Origin of the sequence: Marinobacter sp. NFXS9 (assembly GCF_040148665.1) — a bacterium.
Classification (GTDB): domain Bacteria; phylum Pseudomonadota; class Gammaproteobacteria; order Pseudomonadales; family Oleiphilaceae; genus Marinobacter_A; species Marinobacter_A mangrovi.
In genome coordinates this window covers 98,807-119,531 of record NZ_JAGDDW010000003.1, presented here as the reverse complement: position 1 = coordinate 119,531, position 20,725 = coordinate 98,807, and the positions used below count along the sequence as shown (strand labels likewise).

General features: G+C 60.2%; 14 protein-coding genes. 8 read left to right on the top strand and 6 right to left on the bottom strand.

Going from position 1 to position 20,725, the window contains the following annotated elements; all coding sequences use genetic code 11:
• Positions 1–186: 186 nt before the first annotated feature.
• The 3 genes from J3364_RS06435 to parE all read left to right on the top strand — a co-directional run bounded on the left by J3364_RS06435 (position 187) and on the right by parE (position 5,252).
• The gene (locus J3364_RS06435; protein WP_349557551.1) at positions 187–2,751 is read left to right on the top strand and encodes a S8 family serine peptidase; all 2,565 of its coding nucleotides are present in this window, start codon (positions 187–189) and stop codon (positions 2,749–2,751) included.
• Positions 2,748–3,212, top strand: a complete 465-nt coding sequence (locus J3364_RS06430) for a protease complex subunit PrcB family protein (RefSeq protein ID WP_349557550.1) — start codon at positions 2,748–2,750, stop codon at positions 3,210–3,212. The genes J3364_RS06435 and J3364_RS06430 overlap by 4 nt, the downstream gene beginning before the upstream one ends.
• 144 nt (positions 3,213–3,356) lie before the next feature.
• Positions 3,357–5,252 carry a DNA topoisomerase IV subunit B gene (parE, locus tag J3364_RS06425; RefSeq protein WP_349557549.1) on the top strand — a complete coding sequence of 632 codons (1,896 nt, stop codon included), beginning with the start codon at positions 3,357–3,359 and terminating at the stop codon, positions 5,250–5,252.
• 307 nt (positions 5,253–5,559) lie between these two features.
• On the opposite strand, the gene J3364_RS06420 is transcribed toward parE, so the two are convergent.
• A complete protein-coding gene (locus tag J3364_RS06420) occupies positions 5,560–6,828 on the bottom strand; it encodes an EAL domain-containing protein (protein WP_349557548.1) in 1,269 nt (422 codons plus the stop codon).
• A gap of 204 nt (positions 6,829–7,032) precedes the next feature.
• On the opposite strand from J3364_RS06420, the gene J3364_RS06415 reads away from it, so the two are divergent.
• From J3364_RS06415 to J3364_RS06405, 3 genes are all read left to right on the top strand, one after another.
• Entirely contained in the window at positions 7,033–7,410 is a 378-nt protein-coding gene (locus J3364_RS06415) for a hypothetical protein (RefSeq protein WP_349557547.1), read from the top strand.
• A gap of 69 nt (positions 7,411–7,479) precedes the next feature.
• Positions 7,480–8,049: a cytochrome b gene (locus J3364_RS06410; RefSeq protein ID WP_349557546.1), complete on the top strand. Its 570-nt coding sequence runs from the start codon at positions 7,480–7,482 to the stop codon at positions 8,047–8,049.
• A gap of 56 nt (positions 8,050–8,105) precedes the next feature.
• Positions 8,106–8,699: a YceI family protein gene (locus tag J3364_RS06405; RefSeq protein WP_349557545.1), complete on the top strand. Its 594-nt coding sequence runs from the start codon at positions 8,106–8,108 to the stop codon at positions 8,697–8,699.
• Positions 8,700–8,951: 252 nt separating this feature from the next.
• Here J3364_RS06405 and J3364_RS06400 read toward each other — a convergent pair whose 3' ends face one another.
• Positions 8,952–10,589 carry a methyl-accepting chemotaxis protein gene (locus J3364_RS06400; protein WP_349557544.1) on the bottom strand — a complete coding sequence of 546 codons (1,638 nt, stop codon included), beginning with the start codon at positions 10,587–10,589 and terminating at the stop codon, positions 8,952–8,954.
• A 94-nt stretch (positions 10,590–10,683) separates the two neighbouring features.
• A complete protein-coding gene (locus tag J3364_RS06395; protein ID WP_349557543.1) occupies positions 10,684–10,929 on the bottom strand; it encodes a hypothetical protein in 246 nt (81 codons plus the stop codon).
• 446 nt (positions 10,930–11,375) lie between these two features.
• Here J3364_RS06395 and parC point away from each other — a divergent pair, with 446 nt between their 5' ends.
• The gene (parC, locus tag J3364_RS06390; RefSeq protein ID WP_349557542.1) at positions 11,376–13,667 is read left to right on the top strand and encodes a DNA topoisomerase IV subunit A; all 2,292 of its coding nucleotides are present in this window, start codon (positions 11,376–11,378) and stop codon (positions 13,665–13,667) included.
• Entirely contained in the window at positions 13,660–14,892 is a 1,233-nt protein-coding gene (gene serB, locus J3364_RS06385; protein ID WP_349557541.1) for a phosphoserine phosphatase SerB, read from the top strand. Before parC ends, serB begins: the two co-directional genes overlap by 8 nt.
• Positions 14,893–15,187: 295 nt before the next feature.
• Here the strand turns inward: serB and J3364_RS06380 are convergent, their stop codons facing one another.
• The 3 genes from J3364_RS06380 to epmB all read right to left on the bottom strand — a co-directional run bounded on the left by J3364_RS06380 (position 15,188) and on the right by epmB (position 20,710).
• Entirely contained in the window at positions 15,188–17,272 is a 2,085-nt protein-coding gene (locus J3364_RS06380; RefSeq protein ID WP_349557540.1) for an EAL domain-containing response regulator, read from the bottom strand.
• Between the two features lie 305 nt (positions 17,273–17,577).
• On the bottom strand, positions 17,578–19,368 hold the full coding sequence (locus tag J3364_RS06375; RefSeq protein WP_349557539.1) for a cyclic-di-GMP receptor FimW-related protein: 1,791 nt from the start codon (positions 19,366–19,368) through the stop codon (positions 17,578–17,580).
• 310 nt (positions 19,369–19,678) lie between these two features.
• Positions 19,679–20,710, bottom strand: a complete 1,032-nt coding sequence (epmB, locus tag J3364_RS06370; protein WP_349557538.1) for an EF-P beta-lysylation protein EpmB — start codon at positions 20,708–20,710, stop codon at positions 19,679–19,681.
• Positions 20,711–20,725 lie beyond the last annotated feature (15 nt).

Below are 20,725 nucleotides of genomic sequence, written 5' to 3'. Positions count from 1 at the left end.
TGTGTTGGCCTTCATGAAAATTCGATGTCCGCGAGGCAATCGGGTCATCGGCTGTTATGCTTTGCCCGTATCGGCAATGTGATGGGAGTGTCGCGATGTCACCGACGGCAGGGAGGACGCTTTTTGCGGCAGGTTTGGAATAAATCACTAAAGAGTGCCCGGACGAGTTCTGCAGAACGTTCGGGGATGTTGCTTGTCCTGGCTTCCGGGCTGTTGCTGACCGCTTGCGGCGGTGGCGGCGGGGGTGACGACGACAGCGTCATCAGCGGTCAGATCGGCATCGAATCCCGTACCCGTATCGACAGCGATACCGCCGACGATATTTACGCGGGCACGGCCGTTGCCAACGACGACTCGCCCCAAAGTCTGCCCAGCCCGGCACTGGTTGGCGGTTACCTGAGCGCTTCGGTCGGTACCTACGAGAATCCCACGAGCGGCCAGCCAACTGAATATGATTTCTATCGTGACCTTGAAGACGATTTTCGCCTGTCGCTGACCAGCGACCAGACGGTCACGATCGCCACCTTTGCGGTGACCGGCGCCGCGGATGCCGGTGTGCCGTCTGCCCGTGTCCGTCTGGGCAGCGCAGCGGCCGTCAATGTCTCGCCCGGGACGCCGGTCAGTCTGACTCCGGGTGAGGGGGATGCGGTCTATGATCTGCAGCTGCAGGCCATGACGGGCGGGCCCTTCCGTTACCTGATTTCGGTCTCTTCACCGGCCAACGATACCGCACTGGGCTTGTCCGCGGGTGACGCCGACTGGGTGCCCGGAGAGGCGCTGGTGACCATGGCGTCTCCGGTGCAGGTTCAGAGTCTGTCCGCGGGACCGCTGGCCTCAGCGGCCCGGCAGGAAGTCGGGAACGGGCTCTGGCGGGTTCAGCGATCGCAAGCGACGGCCCTGTCGGCCGACACCCGGGAAGAGCGCAAGGCCGACACGCTGAGCTGGATCCAATCGCTCCGGGAGATGCCCGGTGTGGTCAACGCCGAACCCAACTATCTCTACCACGCGCTGGCCGTCAACCCGCTGGATGACCCACTTTACCCACTTCAGGAATGGCACTACCAGGCCATCAACCTGCCCACTGCCTGGCAGGCGCTGGCCAACCCGGGGCAGGGCGTGCGGGTGGCCGTGCTGGATACCGGCATCTTCAGTCGCACCCCAAACAGCGGGGGCAACTGGCATCCGGATCTGGATGACGGTACGGCGACCGGCAACAACCTGGAAATCCTCGGCACGTCGGATTTTGTCACCTCCAACGACGACAACCAGGACGGCATCGACAATAACCCCTCCAACCCGGGCACGGACGACGGCACGTCGACCAGCTTTCACGGCACTCATGTGGCCGGGACCATTGCCGCGCTCGACAACAATGTGGGTGGCGTTGGCGTGGCGCCGCTGGCGACGCTGCTGCCGGTCCGGGTACTGGACAACACCGGCAGCGGTTCGTCGCTGGAGCTGATCAATGCGATCAACTACCTGGCCGCGCTGGATGCGGCGACGCGACCCGACATCATCAACCTGAGTCTGGGCGGTGTGGCGAAGTCTGTAGCTCTCGAGAATGCCATTAATAACGCCGTTGATAAGGGTATCCTGATTGTGGCCGCCGCAGGCAACGAGGGTGCGACTGATAGGGTTTATCCCGCAGCGTTTGACCGGGTGATCGCCGTCGGCGCCGTCGACGCCGGCAACCAGCGTGCCAGCTATTCCACCTTCGGTAACTGGATTGATCTGGTGGCGCCGGGCGGGGATTCCACCCGGGATGCCAACAGCGACGGCCAGGCGGACGCGGTCTACAGCGACTGGGGGCAGCAGACCGGTACCGTGTTCGAGCCGGCCTACGCCGGAGTCACCGGCACATCGATGGCGGCGCCGCACGTGAGTGGCGTGCTGGCGTTGATGCGAGAGTTGGATCCTTCGTTGTCGCTGGCGGAGTTTCGCGAATACCTTCGCCGCGGTGAGATTACCGACGACCTGGGCAGTCAGACGGAATACGGCTATGGACTGATCAACGCGCTCAAGGCCGTCAACGCGGCGTCGGCCGATGATCTGGGGGCTTTTATCTCGGTCTATCCCGGCGCTTTCCGCTTCGACGGCTCGGTGACCGAGGCCAGTGTGTTGTTGGAGGCCGTGCCCGCAGCCGATGCCACGAGTCTGTTTAGCTCTCTCTCCATCGACGATTCGCCGACGTGGTTGTCGGTATCTCGGGTTAACGAGGGGGATGCAGTCCGATTGAAGGCGACGATTACGGATAGAAGCGCAGCCAAGCAGAGCCAGGTGACGCTGATATACAACAACGACGACGGCCAGCAAACGTTGGTTTTGCCAGTGAACGTTCAGTTGGGGGATCCGGTCGAGTCCCGCAATGCGGGGCGTCATTATGTCTTGCTGTACGATGTCAGCGACGACAGTGCCAATGCCAAAGAGCCGTTCCGCCAGACCGTGGTCCGCCCCTCCAACGGCCGCTATACGTTTACCCTCAGCGACGTGCCGCCGGGCGACTACGAACTGGTGGCGGGAACCGACATGGACAACAACGGGTTAATCTGCGAGCAGGGCGAAGCCTGTGCGGAATACCCGGTCAATGGACTGCCTCAGGCCATTCACAAGGGCGACGATAGCGTCACGGGGCTGACCCTGACCACCAGTTTCCGCCGCGCGTCACTCAGCTCCAATGCCTTGCCTCAAAGCAACACGGAAGGCTACCGTGTGCGCAGGTCTTCCACGCCGACCAAGGAGGTGACACGATGATGCGAGCGGGTTCGCTGGCTTTGGCTCTGACGCTGGTTTCCGGCTGTGTGGCGGATCCTTCCGTCGCGGACGGCGCGGAAGTCCGGGTGGTGACCAGCAAAACCCAGTGTGGCTTGACGGCGCCGGGATTGGTCCTGGCGCGCAACGCGGCTGAATGGCATGCCTTGACCGGCTCCGTGTCGGGGCAGTTGCCGGACTGGCCGGACGTTGCCAACCAATGGCTGCTGGTCGCGTCACTGGGTCAGCAGACCACGGGCGGTCACAGCATTGGGTTTATCTCCGCCGATCGCGACGGCCAGGATCTGGCCATCGAGGTTAAAGTCACCCATCCGGCGCCGGATGCGATGGTGGCCCAGATGATCACGTCGCCCTGCCTGGTGATGGCGATTCCGGACAATGACTGGCATCGGGTGCGCGTGAACGGCGAGGCGCCTTTCCCCATGAGCCGCACGCATCCCTGATGCCGGGCAACAAAAGAACCGTTGATCTTTGCCCCTGAATCCCTAAGCTATGGGCGGTATTTCGCGAATGTCCGGGCCTTGTCCGACGCCTGGCGCATTCGCTGATCGTCCTGACAGTCGTTGAGTGAGAGCAACAGACACCCTATGAGCCAGAAAGATTACAACGCCGACGCGATTGAAGTCCTCAGTGGTCTGGATCCGGTCCGAAAGCGGCCGGGGATGTACACCGACACCTCGCGTCCCAACCATCTGGCTCAGGAAGTCATCGACAACAGCGTGGACGAGGCTTTGGCCGGCTTTGCCAAGCGGATCGACGTGGTCCTTTATTCGGACGGCTCGCTGAGCGTCGAAGACGATGGCCGGGGCATGCCGGTGGATGTCCATAAAGAGCATGGCGTTCCCGGTGTCGAGCTGATCCTCACGCGCCTGCACGCCGGCGGCAAGTTCTCCAAGGGAAACTACAACTTCTCCGGCGGTCTGCACGGGGTGGGGGTTTCGGTCGTCAACGCCCTGTCCAAGCACCTGGAAGTCTCCATCAAGCGGGACGGTCAGTTGCATCGCATGACCTTTGCCGACGGCGAGAAGACCAGCGATCTGAGCGTGGTCGATACCGTTGGCAAGCGGAACACCGGTACCCGCCTGTTATTCACGCCCGACGTCAGCTACTTCGACAGCCCGAAGTTTTCCGTCAGCCGTCTGCGTCATAACCTGCGCGCCAAAGCCGTGCTGTGTCCCGGTCTGACCGTCACCTTCCTGCAGGAGTCGACGGGCGAGAAGGACGAGTGGTTCTACGAGGACGGGTTGCGTGACTACCTGCGGTCCGCGCTGGCGGATATCGAGTTGCTGCCCACCGAGCCGTTCACCGGCCGGATGACCGGCAACAGCGAGGAAGTGGACTGGGCTGTCCAGTGGTTGCCGGAAGACGGCGAAGCGGTCATGGAAAGCTACGTCAACTTGATTCCCACAGCCCAAGGCGGGACGCACGTTAACGGTCTGCGCACCGGGTTGCTGGAAGCCATGCGTGAATTTTGCGAGTTCCGCAGCCTGCTGCCGCGAGGCGTGCGCCTGTCGCCGGAGGATATCTGGGATCGCTGCGCCTACGTGCTGTCGTTCAAGATGCAGGAGCCGCAGTTTTCCGGCCAGACGAAAGAGCGCTTATCCTCCCGCGAAGCCGCGGCGTTCATCTCCGGCGTGGTCAAGGATGCGTTCAGTCTCTGGCTGAACCAGCACACCGACATCGCCGAAGCCCTGGCGGAACTGTTCATCAGCAACGCCCAGCGCCGACTCAAAGCCAGTCGCAAGGTGGCGCGCAAGAAGGTTACCCAGGGGCCGGCATTGCCGGGCAAGCTGGCGGACTGTTCTGGTGCGGATGCCAATCGGTCCGAGTTGTTCCTGGTGGAAGGGGACTCAGCGGGCGGTTCTGCCAAGCAGGCCCGTGACCGGGAATTCCAGGCTGTTATGCCGCTGCGGGGTAAGATCCTGAACACCTGGGAGGTGGACTCGGGTGAGATCCTGGCGTCCCAGGAGGTCCACGACATTGCCGTGGCGATCGGCGTAGACCCCGGTTCGGATCGCCTCGAAGGGTTGCGTTATGACAAGATCTGCATCCTGGCGGACGCGGACTCTGACGGCCTGCACATTGCCACGTTGCTGTGCGCGCTGTTCGTCAAACACTTCCGTCCGCTGGTCGCTGCCGGCCATGTGTTTGTGGCCATGCCGCCGCTCTATCGGGTCGATCTCGGCAAGGAAACCTTCTACGCCCTGGACGAACACGAGAAGCAGGGCATCCTCGATCGGATCGAAGCGGAAAAGCGCCGGGGCAAGATTTCGGTCACCCGCTTCAAGGGTCTGGGTGAGATGAACCCGCTCCAGCTGCGCGAGACCACCATGGCGCCGGATACCCGCCGGCTGGTGATGTTGACCCTGGCTGACAACGACGGCACCGACGAGCGCATGGACATGCTGCTGGGCAAGAAACGGGCGTCCGATCGCCGTTCCTGGCTTGAGGCCTACGGGAATATGGCGGACGTTCCGGTCTGATCCTCTCTTAAGGGGGGGGCAGGGTGCTCCGACGCTGAAGCGTCGGTGTAGGTTGGGCTGACGCAGGAAGCCCAACAACAGGTATCACCGGACGTTCCCGTTATCGAGGACATGCTAGATGCATGGGGTCTCATAAACCTGCTTGGCGACCACTGGATGAGATTGGTCGTGAACCCGGCTATTGGGCTTCCTGTGTCAGCCCAACCTACAGGTTTTGTGCATCGAAAGGGCACCCCTGTGGGCTGCGCCGAAGTTGCACATGACGTCCTGCCCCGGATATCCCTCCAATCCCTTCAATCTGAAAAAACTACCGCGAAATAATATCGCAGCACAGCACCTTGGTTGTGTCATCGTGCTGGAAGGCCTGGGATAGGGTGACGCACATATAGGCGCCGGTGACGGAGAGATAGGGGCGGGTGACCTGGAGGCGGTTGGGCTGGTTCAGGGCCTGTCTGAGGTAATGCTGGCGGAACCAGTCGGCGTTGTGGGTGTTTTCAAGCGGGCGGAAACGGGGGTCGAAGCACTCGATCATGTTGTCCGAGCGCAGGGTGTCTTCCGTTTGCACGCCCTTGTCGTCGATCAGGTAGCAGCGGGATACGGTATGGTGCCGGGTCAGTGGTCGGCAGGCGCTGGCAAACGTGATCCCGGCGCGAATCGATTCGGTGGCCTGCTGGAAACGATCCCGGAAGTAGCGGCTGAGTTCGTAGGTCGGGTCGAGTTCTGTTTCGCTGTTCTTCTTGTAGTCATTCAGCAAGGCATCCAGGTCGGACGCCGTGCGAGTAACGTCGGCCAGCTCGAGACCCGGGCGCCGAAAATAGAATCCCTGTACGAAATCCACACCGCCGTCGATGGCGATCATCGCCTGCTCCCGGGTTTCCACACCTTCCAGCAGCACCAGGCAGCCGGATTGATGGAGCAGGGACACAATACCGTTTAGGATCTGGCGGGCGCGCTTGTCATTGGTGGCCCGGGTCAAAATTTGACGATCCAGTTTGACGATGTCCGGAGCCAGGTTCCAGATGCGTTCGAAGTTGGAGTGACCTGCGCCGAAGTCGTCGATAGCGGTCAGGCAGCCCAACTGCTTGTAGTAATTCACTGTATCGCGCAGCTGCTCGGCGTCGTCTGTGGGCTGCTCCACGATCTCCACCACGATACGATGGGGCGGAAAGCCAATGCGGGACAGTAACTGTCCGAAAAAGGAATCGTGCCGCCTGCCCGTGGCGACCACTCGGGGCGACACGTTCAGGAACAGCCAGTTCACGTCATCATCGAGTGTGGCGAAATTCTGTATGTGCAGGTAGCGGCAGAGCCGGTCCAGCAGGACGTCTTCCGGGTCGCTGGTCGGGAGCTGGAACAGGTGCAGTGGCAGGACGCTGGCGTTGTCGGTATCGAACGCGCGAATCAGGGCTTCGTAGCCGATGATGCGCTTGTGGGAAATACTGAAGATTGGTTGCAGCGCCGTGCGTAGCTTGAGGCCCTGGAAACTGGCCGTCCAGCCCGCATCAGCGTGGTTGAGCATGGGTGTGAGGAGATCCAGCTCGGGTTCGCTGCTTTGATTGACAACGCTTTTTGACATCGAGACTACTGCGCGCGTTAGAGCTTGCCCGTGCCCACCGTTTGAACCGGTTGGGTAATTTCATTTTTTGCAACGGGCGTTCGCTGAACGGTAAGAATGACCGTTTGTTCAGTTGCGAGCAGAATGCCAAAGATTACAAAAGGAAGCCAGTGGGAAACGCAAAATGGTTAAAAACCAGACGGCTTTCGCCGGGTAGAAGAGAGGGTGGCCGCCGTGGAAGGCGGCATCACCGGTACACGGCCGGACTGGCAATCCATCCTGCCGGCTATGCGGAATACGGGATCAGTTGTTGCTCGGGATAACAACGTCTTCGTCGAATTCGACTTCCATTGTTGTAGCTCCTGTGTCGCTGCTGGGCTTAATTCCGCTCGGCGGAATCAGACGATGTTCATTAACTATGATGTTAATAAGCATAGGCAACAATCAGTAAAACCCGTATTCGACCAAGGTGGCGTGTCGCCAGAAGTCTCCGTTTCAGGCGTTTTTCGGCCCTTCACCACATCAGAATTGCTTACATCCATCAGTATTTTTGAACGAAGCCAACAAAACATTTTGATTGGCCGCTGGCTGTTGCCTTTCTAAGATGGGCGTATTGGCTGGACAGACATCGTGATCCGATAAATCACGAAGGGCAGCGGAGGCTGAATCCATATGGCGCTTCAAACGATGAATACCCGGCAGCAATTCGGCTGGGTCATGATCCTGATTCACTGGCTGGTCGCCATCGCGGTGTTCGGGCTTTTCGGCCTGGGCCTGTACATGGTTGATCTGACCTACTACGACGCCTGGTACAACGAAGCTCCCCATATTCACGAGAGCATTGGCTTCTTGGTGATGCTGGTGATGCTGTTCCGGGTTGTCTGGCGACTGGCGTCTCCTCCTCCCGACACGCTGCCTTCCCACAAGGCCTGGGAAAAGGCCGGCGCCCATATGGCCCACCTGGGCATGTACCTGCTTTTGTTTGTCGTGCTGATTTCCGGTTATTTGATTCCGACGGCGGACGGTTCTGGCGTTGAAGTCTTCAACTGGTTCACCGTGCCCTCTGTGACCGGTCAGCAAAAGGGGATGGAGAGCATTGCCGGTGATGTTCACTACTGGGCGGCCTGGGCACTGGTTGTGCTGGCCGTGATTCACGCCATTGGCGCCATCAAACACCATGTCGTGGATAAAGACGAAACGCTGCGCCGCATGATTGGATTGAAAGGGCGCCCGGGACACTAGATTCGATGTAAACCAGTAAGGCCCTGATGGGGCCTAAACCATTAAGGAGAGCAATGATGTTGAGGAAACTGGCTATCTCATCCGCGGTATCCATGGCGGTGCTGGCAGGCGGTGCCCAGGCGGCAGACGGGGACGGCACTTACGCGTTCGATACCAAGGGCGACCATCAATTCATCATGTTCAAGATTTCGCACTTGGGCTACAGCTATATTTATGGCCGCTTCAATGAGTTCGATGGCCAGTTCACCTACAACGCCGAGGACCCGTCCAAGAACTCGGTGCAGGTGACAATCGACACCAGCAGTGTCGATTCAAATCATGCCGAGCGTGACAAGCATCTGCGCAGCGATGACTTCCTGGCGGTGGATGAGTTTCCGCAGGCCACCTTCAAGAGCAAGAAGGTGATCTTCGATGGCGATGACAAGGACGAGGCCAAGATTGTCGGTGACCTGACTCTGCGCGGTGTCACCAAGGAAATCACGCTGGATGCGGACATGGTTGGCCATGGCAAGGATCCCTGGGGTGGCTACCGTATGGGCTTCGAGGCCGAAACGGACCTGCGCCTGAAGGACTTTGGCATTCCCATGGATCTGGGGCCGCAATCCGAAACGGTGGAGATGATCATCACCGTCGAAGGCGTGCGTCAGTAAGCCGAGTGATCCCCGTAAAAACGGGGTAGATGACAAAACACCGCCTGGTTTACTATGGCGGTGTTTTTCGTTTTCAGGACTGTTTTATGGAGCGCGTCAGGCGCAACCGATCCCTTCGCTTCGTGACCTTGAGTATGACGCTGGTGCTGCTGGCACTGGTAGTTGCGAACGCCTCTGGTCTGTCGGCCTGAGTTTCCAGGGTTGTCAGGGTCAGTCCTGAGCCCCTTGGGCGCCAGGACTGACCATTCTCTCCTAAACCCGATAGCGGCCAACCTGAGTGGTCAGTGTCTGCGCATGTCCAGCCAGCAGTTGACTGATCTGGTCGATCTCGACGGAACGGGCGTCGCTGTTCTGGGCTAGATCGTTGATCCGGGTAATGCTTCGGTTGATCTCGTCCACCACCTGAGTCTGTTCCTCGGTCGCTGACGCCACGCTGGCGTTGACGTCGCTGATGCTGTTCATGGCGTTCAGGATTTCCGTCAACTCCCGTTCGGCTTCGCCGGAGAGTTTGACCGTCTGCTCCGCCTGCTCGTTACCGGTTTCCATGACCGAGACGATATCGGAGACCCCGGTCTGCAGGGTGGTTATCATCGACTGGATGTCCGACGTGGATTCCTGCGTGCGTTGGGCCAGGGTGCGGACTTCATCCGCCACCACGGCAAAGCCGCGGCCCTGCTCGCCGGCCCGGGCGGCCTCGATGGCCGCGTTCAGGGCCAGCAGGTTGGTCTGTTCGGCAATGCCGCGGATGACGTCCAGTACGGACGTGATGTTGCTGGAATCTTCCGACAGCTTCCGGATCACGCCCACCGCCTTCTCGATCTGATCGGAGAGTCGGTTCACTTCTTCCGAGGCGTTGTGAATGATGCGGGCGCCGGATTCGGTATTGCTCTGGGCGCTACGGGTCACATCGGCGGCGGTGCCGGCATTGGCGGCCACTTCCTCAATCGCGCTCTGCATCTGGTTGATGGCCGTGGCGACCTGCGTGATAGCGTCGGTCTGTTGGGTGATGCCCTCCCGGTTATCCGCGGCGGCGCGGTCGAGTTTTTCGGCGCCGTCCTTGAGCTCCGTCGACAGCTCCTTGATTTCCCGCACCATGCTCTGAAGGTTGCCGATTACGGCGTTAAAGCTGTTGGCCAGGCGTCCGAGGTCGTCATTGGATTCCACCGGAACACGGCTGCTCAAGTCGCCTTCGCCTTCGGCGATATCATCCAGGCGCGTGCGCAGTTCGTTGATGGACTGGATGATCAGACGAGTTGCCACAAAGAAGATCAGACTGCTAATGGCCAGCACGATGATGGTGACGACAACGGTCGTGGTCATGCTTTGATGGCCGGCGGCGGTGGCACCTTCCGAGGTGGCCAGGGCATTCTCGTCGGCGAAGGCGCCAGCCACGTCATAATATTCCCGCAGCGAGGAGAACAGCGGCAGAACGGTCTTGCTGATGGCTTGCCGCGCATCATCGACATTGCCGTTGCCGACCATGGTGTTGACTTTGTCGGCAGCGGCTTTCCATTTCTGGTAGGCGGTTTCGAAGCCATTGAGCTCCTGGTCCACGCCATCTTCCGCCAGGAGGGTGCGGACGGTTTCCATGCGGTCGATCGCCTGTTTGGCATTCTCGTCAAAGTCAGCCTGGAAGCCGGCGGTGTCTTCGCCTCCCTGAGCCGCCAGGATCATATTCTGTTGCGCGGTATAGGCCTGGTAGAGGTCGCGATCCGCGTTGAGGGCGGCGCTAACCGCGGGTACGTAATTGTGGGAAACGCGATCGGTGTCGCCGATCAGGCCCTGGGTCGTAGTCAGATTGACAATACCCAGCGCGATGATGGCCAGTGCGGTGAGTGCAAACGGTAGAACAATCTTGGTTTTAAGACCCAGTTTGCGGATGACATTCATTATTATTCTCCCCGACGTTAATGACTGACAGGCTTATGTCAGAATAGCAGGGAAGAGCGAGGCGGGTGTGGGTAAAGTGTTTCGGTGTGCCAAATCAGGACTGGTGGTGGTGCGCACGCTCACATTGGCAAAGACGATATTGGCGGAACATCTGCCCGCTGAAGACCACGATCCAGATCAGCAGGCCAGCATAGAGATAGGCATTGGCCAAGTGCAGCCCACCGCTGATGGCAAATTCGACGAGCAGCATCAAAACCAGGGCCAGCCCGGCATTGATGGTCGCAGCGGCCATAGCGCGGCCACAGGCTTTGAGCGACAGTTTCAGCGTATGTGTCTGCATAGGGATAACGAAATACCTTATCTGTAGACGACGCGTCCGCTGCGCCTGATGTAGTCGGGGGAGATCACACCTTTGGGGGTGACCTCCGCACTTTGGATGTTTCCATCCGGCGACATCACAAAATTGAGAATAAAGAGCACCCCCGGGGGGCTCCATTCGTGGATTCCGCTATTCCATCTTCGGGTTTTCACCTGAAAAAGCGTGCTAAAGCCAGTGATTACGCCGCCTGTGGCGCGATCCCCAGCATCCGGCTTGGAAGGGCGTATTGCGGATAATCTGTATGCGTTTTGAACAATATGGGCGTTCTTGGGGCGTTTTTGAACGCTTGAGTTCAACGGATGCGCCTTAGGGTTGGTGTGTTTGCGACGGCCTTTCTATAATGGCCGCTTGCTGTCTGATCGGGACAGCTGTACCCGACCGAACTTTGTCCAGGAGAAGGGGCCACTATGGCTGAATTTCAGACGACCGACGAAGGCTTTGAGCGCGTATCGCTGCGTGACTATACGGAGAAGGCGTATCTCGATTACTCCATGTACGTCATTCTGGATCGCGCGCTGCCCCACGTGGGCGACGGTCTGAAGCCGGTACAGCGGCGCATCATCTACGCCATGAGCGAACTGGGACTCAAGGCGACCGCCAAGTACAAGAAATCGGCCCGTACCGTGGGGGATGTACTGGGTAAATTCCACCCTCATGGCGATAGCGCCTGTTACGAAGCCATGGTGCTCATGGCCCAGCCGTTCTCATACCGCTACCCGTTGATCGACGGGCAGGGCAATTGGGGCTCGCCGGACGATCCCAAGTCCTTTGCCGCCATGCGTTATACCGAATCCAGGCTGGCACCGTTCTCGGAAGTCCTGCTGAGTGAGTTGGGGCAGGGCACGGTCGACTGGGTGCCGAACTTCGACGGCACCATGGACGAGCCCGCGAGTCTGCCCGCGCGTTTGCCCCACGTCTTGCTCAATGGCACCACCGGTATTGCGGTGGGCATGGCGACGGATATTCCGCCGCACAACGTCCGTGAAGTGACGTCGGCGTGTATTCGTCTGCTCGATGCGCCGGACACCACGGTCGAACAGCTGTGTGAACACATCAAGGGACCGGATTTCCCGACCCGCGCTGAAATCATCACGCCGCGCAAGGATCTCCGCCAGATGTACGAAACTGGCCGCGGCTCCCTGCGTATGCGCGCCAAGTGGTCGCAAGAGAGTGGCGAGATTGTGGTCACCGAGCTGCCGCATCAGGTGTCCGGTGCCCGGGTACTGGAGCAGATCGCCCAGCAGATGCAGGGCAAAAAACTGCCGATGGTGGCGGACCTGCGGGACGAGTCGGATCACGAAAACCCGACGCGACTGGTCATCGTGCCCCGCTCCAACCGGGTGGATATGGACGGTCTGATGACCCACCTGTTCGCCAGCACGGACCTGGAGAAGACCTACCGGGTGAACCTGAACGTCATTGGTATCGATGGCCGCCCCCAGGTCAAGGATCTGCGGACCATGCTGACCGAGTGGCTCAGCTACCGCACCACCACCGTCCGCCGTCGGCTGCAGTTTCGCCTCGACAAGGTGCTCTCGCGCCTGCATATCCTCGAAGGTTTGCTGGTTGCCTTCCTCAATATCGACGAAGTTATCGAGATCATTCGCTACGAGGACAAACCCAAGGACGAACTGATTCGCCGCTTTAACCTGAGCGCCGATCAGGCCGAAGCCATCCTCGAGCTGAAACTGCGCCACCTGGCCAAGCTTGAGGAAATGAAGATCAAGGGCGAGCAGGCCGAGCTGTCCGAAGAGCGCGACCACCTGCAATCCATTCTGGGTTCTGAGTCCAGGCTGCGGGACCTGATCAAGTCCGAGCTTGAAGCCGATGCCGAGACCTTCGGGGACGAGCGCCGCTCGCCGATTGTCGAACGGGAAGAAGCGCGCGCCTTCAGCGAAGTGGATCTGGTTTCCAACGACCCGGTGACGGTGGTTCTGTCCGAGAAGGGCTGGGTGCGAGCGGCCAAGGGCCACGATATCGATCCGGAAGGCCTCAGCTACAAGGCCGGTGACCGCTTTGCCCTGTCCGCCCGGGGGCGTAACAACCAGCAGGCCATTTTCCTGGATTCCACTGGCCGGGCCTATGCCCTGATGGCGCACTCACTGCCATCCGCGCGTGGGCAGGGGGAGCCGCTGACCGGTCGGATCAATCCGCCGTCCGGAGCCGACTTTGCCGGGGTGCTGATGGGCGAACAGAGCCAGCGGGTGCTCCTGGTGACTGATGGCGGCTATGGCTTCGTCACCAATCTGGAGAACATGATCAGCAAGAACCGTAACGGCAAGACGGTGGTCAGCGTTCCCAAAGGGGCGCGCATCATGGCGCCGGTGACCGTGCCCAAAGGTGACGATCAGCATGTGGCGGCCATCACCAATGAAGGTCGAATGCTGGTGTTCCCGCTGGAAGAGTTGCCGGAGCTGGCAAAAGGTAAAGGCAACAAGATCATCAGTATTCCATCGGCCCGGGTCCAGAACCGGGAGGAATTCGTGGTGGCGATCGGCGTGTTCAGCGCGGCCGACCAGCTGCAGATTCAGGCCGGCAAGCGCAAGATGACGCTACAGTTCAGTGATCTGGAGCACTACATCGGCGAGCGTGGCCGGCGTGGCCACAAGTTGCCCCGCGGGCTGCAGCGCGTCGACTCTCTGGAAATCGTTGCCGCCACACCGGCGCAACCGGAAGAGGGGACCGACGAGAGTGAGTGAGCTGGTTCTGATCAACGTGTCCGGGCGTGACAAGCCCGGCCTCACCTCGGAAATTACCGGGATCATGGGGCGCTATGATGTGCGCATCCTGGACATCGGTCAGGCGGTGATCCACGATCATCTGACCTGGGGCATCCTGGCGGAAATCCCGGATGAATCGAACGCGCCGCACGTCATCCGGGACGTGATGTTTCGCCTGCATGCCCTGGATCTCCAGGTGCACTTCGCGCCGATCACGGAGGCGGAATACCAGCAGTGGGCCGCCGGCCGTAACCGGGCCTGTTACATCGTGACGTTGCTGGCGCGTGACATCAAAGCCGAGCACATTGCCCGGGTGTCGGAGATTACGGCACGTCACGGCCTGAACATCGACAACATCACCCGGCTGTCTGCCCGCCCGTCGCTGAATCCGGCGGACAACCGCATTGCCTGCATCGAGTTTTCCGTACGGGGCACACCGGACGATCTGGAAACGCTGCGCACGGATTTTCTCAAGATCGCCGGTGACCTGAATGTGGACATCGCGTTCCAGGAAGATTCCATCTTCCGGCGCAATCGCCGCCTCGTGGTGTTCGATATGGACTCCACGCTGATCGAGGCGGAAGTGATCGATGAGCTGGCCCGGGAGGCGGGCGTGGGCGATCAGGTGGCGGAGATTACCGAGAGAGCCATGCAGGGTGAGCTGGACTTCAGTGAGAGCTTTGCCGAACGTCTGGCCCTGTTGAAGGGTCTGGATGAGGCGGTCCTGCAGTCGATTGCCGGGCGTCTGAAAATGACCGAAGGCGCCGAGCACTTGATTCGTACCCTGAAGGCGCTGGGCTATCGCACCGCGATCCTGTCCGGTGGCTTTACCTACTTTGCCCGTTATCTGCAGGAACGGTTGGGGATCGACTTCGTACACGCCAACGAGCTGGCGATCGAGGATGGCAAGGTCACCGGGGCGGTGTCCGGTCGTATCGTCGACGGTCAGCGCAAGGCCGAGTTGCTGCTCGAAATTGCGGCGCGGGAAGGTGTGTCCCCGGAGCAGGTTATTGCGGTGGGCGACGGTGCGAATGATTTGCCGATGCTGAGTCAGGCGGGGCTGGGTGTGGCGTTCCGAGCGAAGCCGCTGGTCAAGGAATCGGCTCGCCATTCCATCTCGACCCTGGGGTTGGACGCCATTTTGTACCTGATTGGTTTCCGCGAGAGTGATGCGGTCCATACCCTGAAGGCAACACAATCTTAGTCTGCCCGCCAAGCTTGATCGAAGCCAATGGGCGCCATCGCTGGAGAAAAGGACAGGGATGTCCTTGACCGCAATAGCGGGCCAGGGATGGCCCTCTAGGGCGGCGGAAGCGATGGCGCCCATTGGCTTTAGCCCCCCGATACCGGAAGATCCCGAATCTAAGAGCTAGCTGAGTTCCTTTGCCGGACTTTGGGGGCCGTACTTAAGCAGTGGGGTAAGCTTAGGGCCCATACGGGGCCCTGGAATATACGTTTAGTGCTCGAGTGGGCGGACATGGCGGGAATGCGGGGACCGCTTACTGGTCCCCGAAGTCGTAATCCATCTCCGGTACCGGTGCCTGCAGGTAGTAACCCTGGATGTAGTTGACGCCGGCTTGCCACAGGGTGGCAAGTACAGAGGCGTTTTCCACCAGCGGGATTATGGTCAGTTTGCCGTTGTTTTGCAGGGACGCCACCATTTCCTTCACCTCTTCCTTCACTTCGTCGCTCTTCTGGATTTCCTCGGTGAAGGAGCCGTCGATCTTCACGTAGTCCACATCCACATGCTTGAGCGTGTTGAAGGGGTTCAGGGCACAGCCGAACTGGCAGATGGAAACTTTGCAGTGCAGCTCACGCAGGGCTTTGGCGAACTCCCGGGCCTGCTTCATGTAGTTGTTGGCATCGCCTTCGCGAAGCTGGAAGATCAGTGAGTCGCCGGGCAGGCGGGCGGCCTTGAGCGCCACGCTGAGCCAGGGGGTAAAGGTCTTGTCCTGGATCGTTTCGGCGGTGACATTAAGGAACAGCCGTGTGTCATGGCCCTTGGAGCGATGGCTGGCCAGATGCTTGATCGTTTGCAGGATCACCCAGCGGTCGATCTTGGCTGCCATGTCCGACGGCCCGGTGGGCGGCAGGAAGTCATACGGTGAGACTTCCTCGTTGTCCTTGTCCAGCATGCGGACAAAGGCCTCGTAGTGTTCCTCGCCTTCGCCACGCAGGTTGATGATCGGCTGGAACAGCAGGCGGAAACGATCCTCGTCCAGGGCCTTCTGGATGGCTTCGACAGAGTTGTTGTCGTTGAGGTTCTCGTAGGTGGCCGGATTGTAGACCAATACGCCATTGCCGTTTTCGTGGCCTTCCAGCTTGCGCACTTCGGATGACGCGGTGTGCGCGCGGCCCAGCAGATCCGGGGCCTTCGGTGCGTTCTCGGTGATGGCGGCAATGCCGATGCTGACGGAGATCTGGACCGTCTTGCCGGAAATCTCGAACAGGTGGTCTTCGATGGTCTTGCGGATCGACTCGCAGATGTCCGCCATGCGGTTTTCCTGGCAGGGCAGGGCGAGCAGGCAGAAGGCATCATCACTCAGGCGGGCCAGGGTCATGTTGTCGTCGACCGCGTCGCGCAGGATGTTGGCCACATCCCCCAGCATCAGGTCGGCACCGGCGATGCCGACCTGGCCGCGCACCTGCATGAAGTTGTCCAGTGCGATGTAGGCCAGGCCGCCGGTTTCCTTGGATTCACCGGCCCTGACGATCACACGGCCCAACTCATCCATCAGGTGTTGGCGATTGTAGAGACCCGTCAGCAGATCCTGGGTGCTGATCTGTTTGAGTTTCTCTTCCAGCTCAGCGTTGTCCTGCTCCGGTTGCACCACAATCTGGGTGCATGGCTCGCCGTCGTAGGTGGCGGCCGACACGCGCATGACGATGTTCAGCTCATTGCCGTCGCTGCGTTTGGCGACGCAGTTGAGCGCCATGCCGTCTTCCTTGTGCTCGGCAAAGGCCTTCATGAAGATCTTGTAGTCCTCATGGCTGGACGGGGCGAGCGTGTCGAGGATCGGGATGCAGATCATCTCGTCGATGTCGTCGTAGCCGAGGAAGTCCATGTAGGACTGGTTGGCGTAGATGTGCATCCCGTCGTTGATGTAGGCGATGGCGTCCTTGGAGCTTTCCAGCAGCAGCTGGCAGCGTTGCTCCGATTCACGCAGGTGCGATTCCAGGATGCGACGCTGGTTGCGCGCTTCCAGGCTGGCCAGTTCCCGGTTGACGGTCAGCATCACCAGATCTTTCTGGCCATCGGGGACCGCTGCCTTGGCGCCCAGTTTCATCACCTGGATGGCGCGATCCGTGTTGAACTCCGGCGTGATCAGGATGAACGGGATGTCTTTGTCCAGCCGCTTGATCAGCGACAGTGCCGTATCCGGGGACACTTCCTGGTCCAGGTCCCGTGCCAGCATCAGGTCCCAGTTTGACGTCCGCAAGGCTTCTTCAAGATCTTCCTCGGAGGTGACCCGGTGTGCCCGGGTGGCCCGGCCGGAGTTCCTGAGGAGACTGACCAGGGTTTCGGCATCGTTTTGGGAAGGGTCGAGGATCAGCAGATGAACCGTCGTATTCTTCTTCTGCATTCGTTAACCATCTCGCACAGCCCGTTCTTCCTCGATCCTTGGGAAAGAACGGTGATTTATTCGGGTGTCTCAGCGCTCAAGGCGAGCCTGTCGCAGAACGACGGCAACGATCCTGTGACGTCGGGCGATAACACTCAGGTTAGCACTCGACCGGCCCGATCGCGCCTGCGATTGTGTTCCCGGCCGTAACCGGACGTTGTCCAAGGTGTTACAGCACCCGGGCTGCACCGTTCTGGCAGTGAGCCCGCACCGGCCCATCGTAAGTCGATAAAGCCGATCTTGGGCAAGCTCGCCGACTGTGCAGCTTACAGGGAAGGCCAGAGAGAGTCGAATTCGTCTTCGCTGGTGTTGGGCCCGGGGCCTTCTGAGTCCTGGCTGCTGGGGCTGCTGCTTTGCAGGCGCAGTTCGAATTGGCTGATGCTGCCGGTTGCCGAAAGACGCTTGGACAATTGGCCGTTGTCTTCACGGTCGCCCTGGCGCAGCACGATCCGACTGCCCTGTTGGAAGGGCAGGCGCGGCGTAATCAGGGTTGCGGGCTGACCGATCACAGACACCTCCGGTAACAGGAGGCCGCGCAGGAATTCGCTGCTGTTGCCGACTTTCTGAATCAGGCGTACGCCGCACGGGGTGGCACTTGGTGCCAACAATTCAACGCCGATCTGGGTGCCTTGCTGGCGTAATTGTCGAATCCAGCGAACTACGGCCACGCTCCAGGGATGGGAGGCCTGCTCGCGAACGGCCAGCACTTCGCCAGCTTGCAGCGATGGTGGCATCTCGCTGGTCCAGGACACGCAGTAGCCCCCGGGACTGGTGTTCACCAGGGGCGTCTTGTAGGTCTTCGGCCGGCTGCCGCCTTCATCGCGGGTGCCGGCGCTGGTCTTGAAGTTGATGGGGGTGTCCGCCGAGGACATGAAGTCGCCGGTAGGCGCAGCGTCGTGGGCGCCGGCCCAGGCATCGTTATTGCGCTTGGCCCGGGCGATGAAATAGTTCTCCTCGTCGTCCGAGGTTGCGCCGCTCTCGATGAATGCCTTGAAGGATTTTTCGCCGGCGATGTAATAGTGCGCGGCCGAGAGGCCCACGGCGACCTGCAACTCGCCCTGCGTGGTGATGCGCTTGAAGTTGCGCTTGGTCAGGACGCCGAAGGCCTGGGATAGATGCGCCAGCAGGTTTTCCGAGACGTTGGCCGGCATCGGCAGGGAATGACCGGCCTGCTTGTCCTTCTCGTTGCGGCGGTTCTGGTAATCGGCGATGTCCGCGGACAGCTCTACCGTGTTAAAGCCAAAGCTGTCGCCATTCCGTTCTTCCGGGCCCAGCAGGCTGCTGTAGATCGGGGCCGCATCGCGCTCCATGTTCACCAGGAACAGCGATTCTTCGCCGATCTCCTGGGAACAGGTCACCCGATCGGTCCAGCACTCAAACAGCTCATACGCTTGCACCAGCTCATTCTGGCGCAGCTGGTTCGGTCTCGCGCACCCCAATAGCAAGAGGCGCTTGTAGGCATCTGCAATGGTGTTGCTCTGGCGGTGCATCAGGTTTTCGTCTTCGACCTGAACGTCATACAGTTTGTTGCGCAACGCAAAACGGTAGACACGGTGGCATTCCAGCCAGCTTCGGGTCGGGCTCGGGCAGTAAAGCTGATGCGCGCGCAGGATGGTCTGCCCCAGGTCGGTCACGATGCGGTGGCAGGCCATGGCAATGGTCTTGCGGTTCTTGTCGATGGCGCCGCTGTCGAGCAATTCAATCAGCGTGGTTTTGTAGCCATTGGCCAGGTGCAGCTGAAGAGCCTGGGATAGGTTGGCAATCTTACGCTGTTTGTCGGGCAGGGCGATCGCCAGTCCCAGATAATGCCGGGACAGCTCCTTGCACACGAAGTTGATACGGTGACGGATCAGCTCAAGCAGGGCCAGGCGTTGCTGCGGCGCGATAATCAGCTGGTTGAGTTCAATGATCGCGTGGTACAGCTGACGGGAAGTCTCACCAATATTGGCCACAGGCAAAGCGCCGACCCACCGACCAAAGGCTTTGGGTGTCGCATCGCAGAAAGACAGGTTCGCTATCTTCTGTTCCGGTAGCGTGAGCTCAGGTTTTAAAGTCATACCGTCCGTATGCCCCTCTGCCTTGGGCGAATTGGCGCTTGCACCGTCCCTTGATGCGTTGCTTTTGTTGGCGCGTCTCAGCTTTGATGAGCGGCGAGAAAAAGACCGGAAATACATATCTTTATATACCTCACCACGACTTTAAAATAGCAAAGACCATTCACAAAGCCAGAAACCTGAAAGTTGACATTGTTTGACAAAAAAGTCGATGTATCCTCCCGAACGCCCCATTCTCAAGGCTTTTGCGACGCTTTTGAAGACACACCGGGGCGGTTTCACGGTCAACCGATTGTCGAATTCTGGACCTGGGTCACAGGTTGAGTGGTGTCTTGCTGGCTTCTCCCGGCACTTCCCGTACCAGTCGCGGCACCAGGAAGCCAGGCAGGCGTGTCAGTAAGTCGCGAACCAGCTGCCGCGCCTGATCGTCGCTGACGTCGAAATGCGCTGCCCCGGCCACCGGGTCGAAGGCATGCAGGTAATAGGGGAGGATGCCGGCGGCAAACAGTGATTCGCTGAGTTCCGCCAGGGTGTCGGCGTCATCGTTGACGCCGCGCAGGATGACGCTCTGGTTGAGGAGGGTGGCGCCCGCCTCCTGCAAGCGGCGCATGGCCGCCCGGACGGCGTCGTCGATTTCCCGGGGATGATTGATGTGGACGACGATGACCTTTTGCATCGGCAGGCCTTCAAGCCAGGCCAGCATGGCGTCATTGACGCGCTGGGGGATGACCACCGGCAGGCGGGTGTGAATGCGCAAGCGGGTCAGGTGTGGAATGGCGGCCAGATCGGCGGCCCAGTCGGCCAGCCGGTTGTCGTTCACGGCCAGAGGGTCGCCGCCGCTGAAGATGACCTCGTTGATCTCAGGGCTGGCGTGGAGTGTGGCCAGGGCCTCGGTTCTGGCATCGGGCGAGAGCCGGTTGTCGGCATAGGGGAAATGACGACGGAAGCAGTAGCGGCAATTAATGGCGCAGGTGCCGGTGACCATCAGCAGGGCGCGACTGCGATACTTACGGATCAGACCCTGTTGCAGTGTGTGCTCGGCCTCTTCCAGCGGATCGGTGAGGTAACCTGGCGCCGGCCGGCTCTCCGCATCCAGCGGCAGGACCTGACGCAGCAGCGGGTCGTCCGGGTCGCCATGGGTCATGCGTTGGAGAAACGGCCGGGGAACCCGGATGCTGAACAGCCGGTCACCGGTACGAGCGCCGGCCAGCAGATGATCCGGCAGGCCCAGCTCCCGAAGCAGCTGCTCCGGATTGTTGATGGCGCGAGCCAGCTCCTGCTGCCAGGCGAGTTCGGAATCGGTAACGTCCCGGGCTTCTACCGGGGTGGGGGTTCGCTGTATCATGAGCCCCTTTGAATT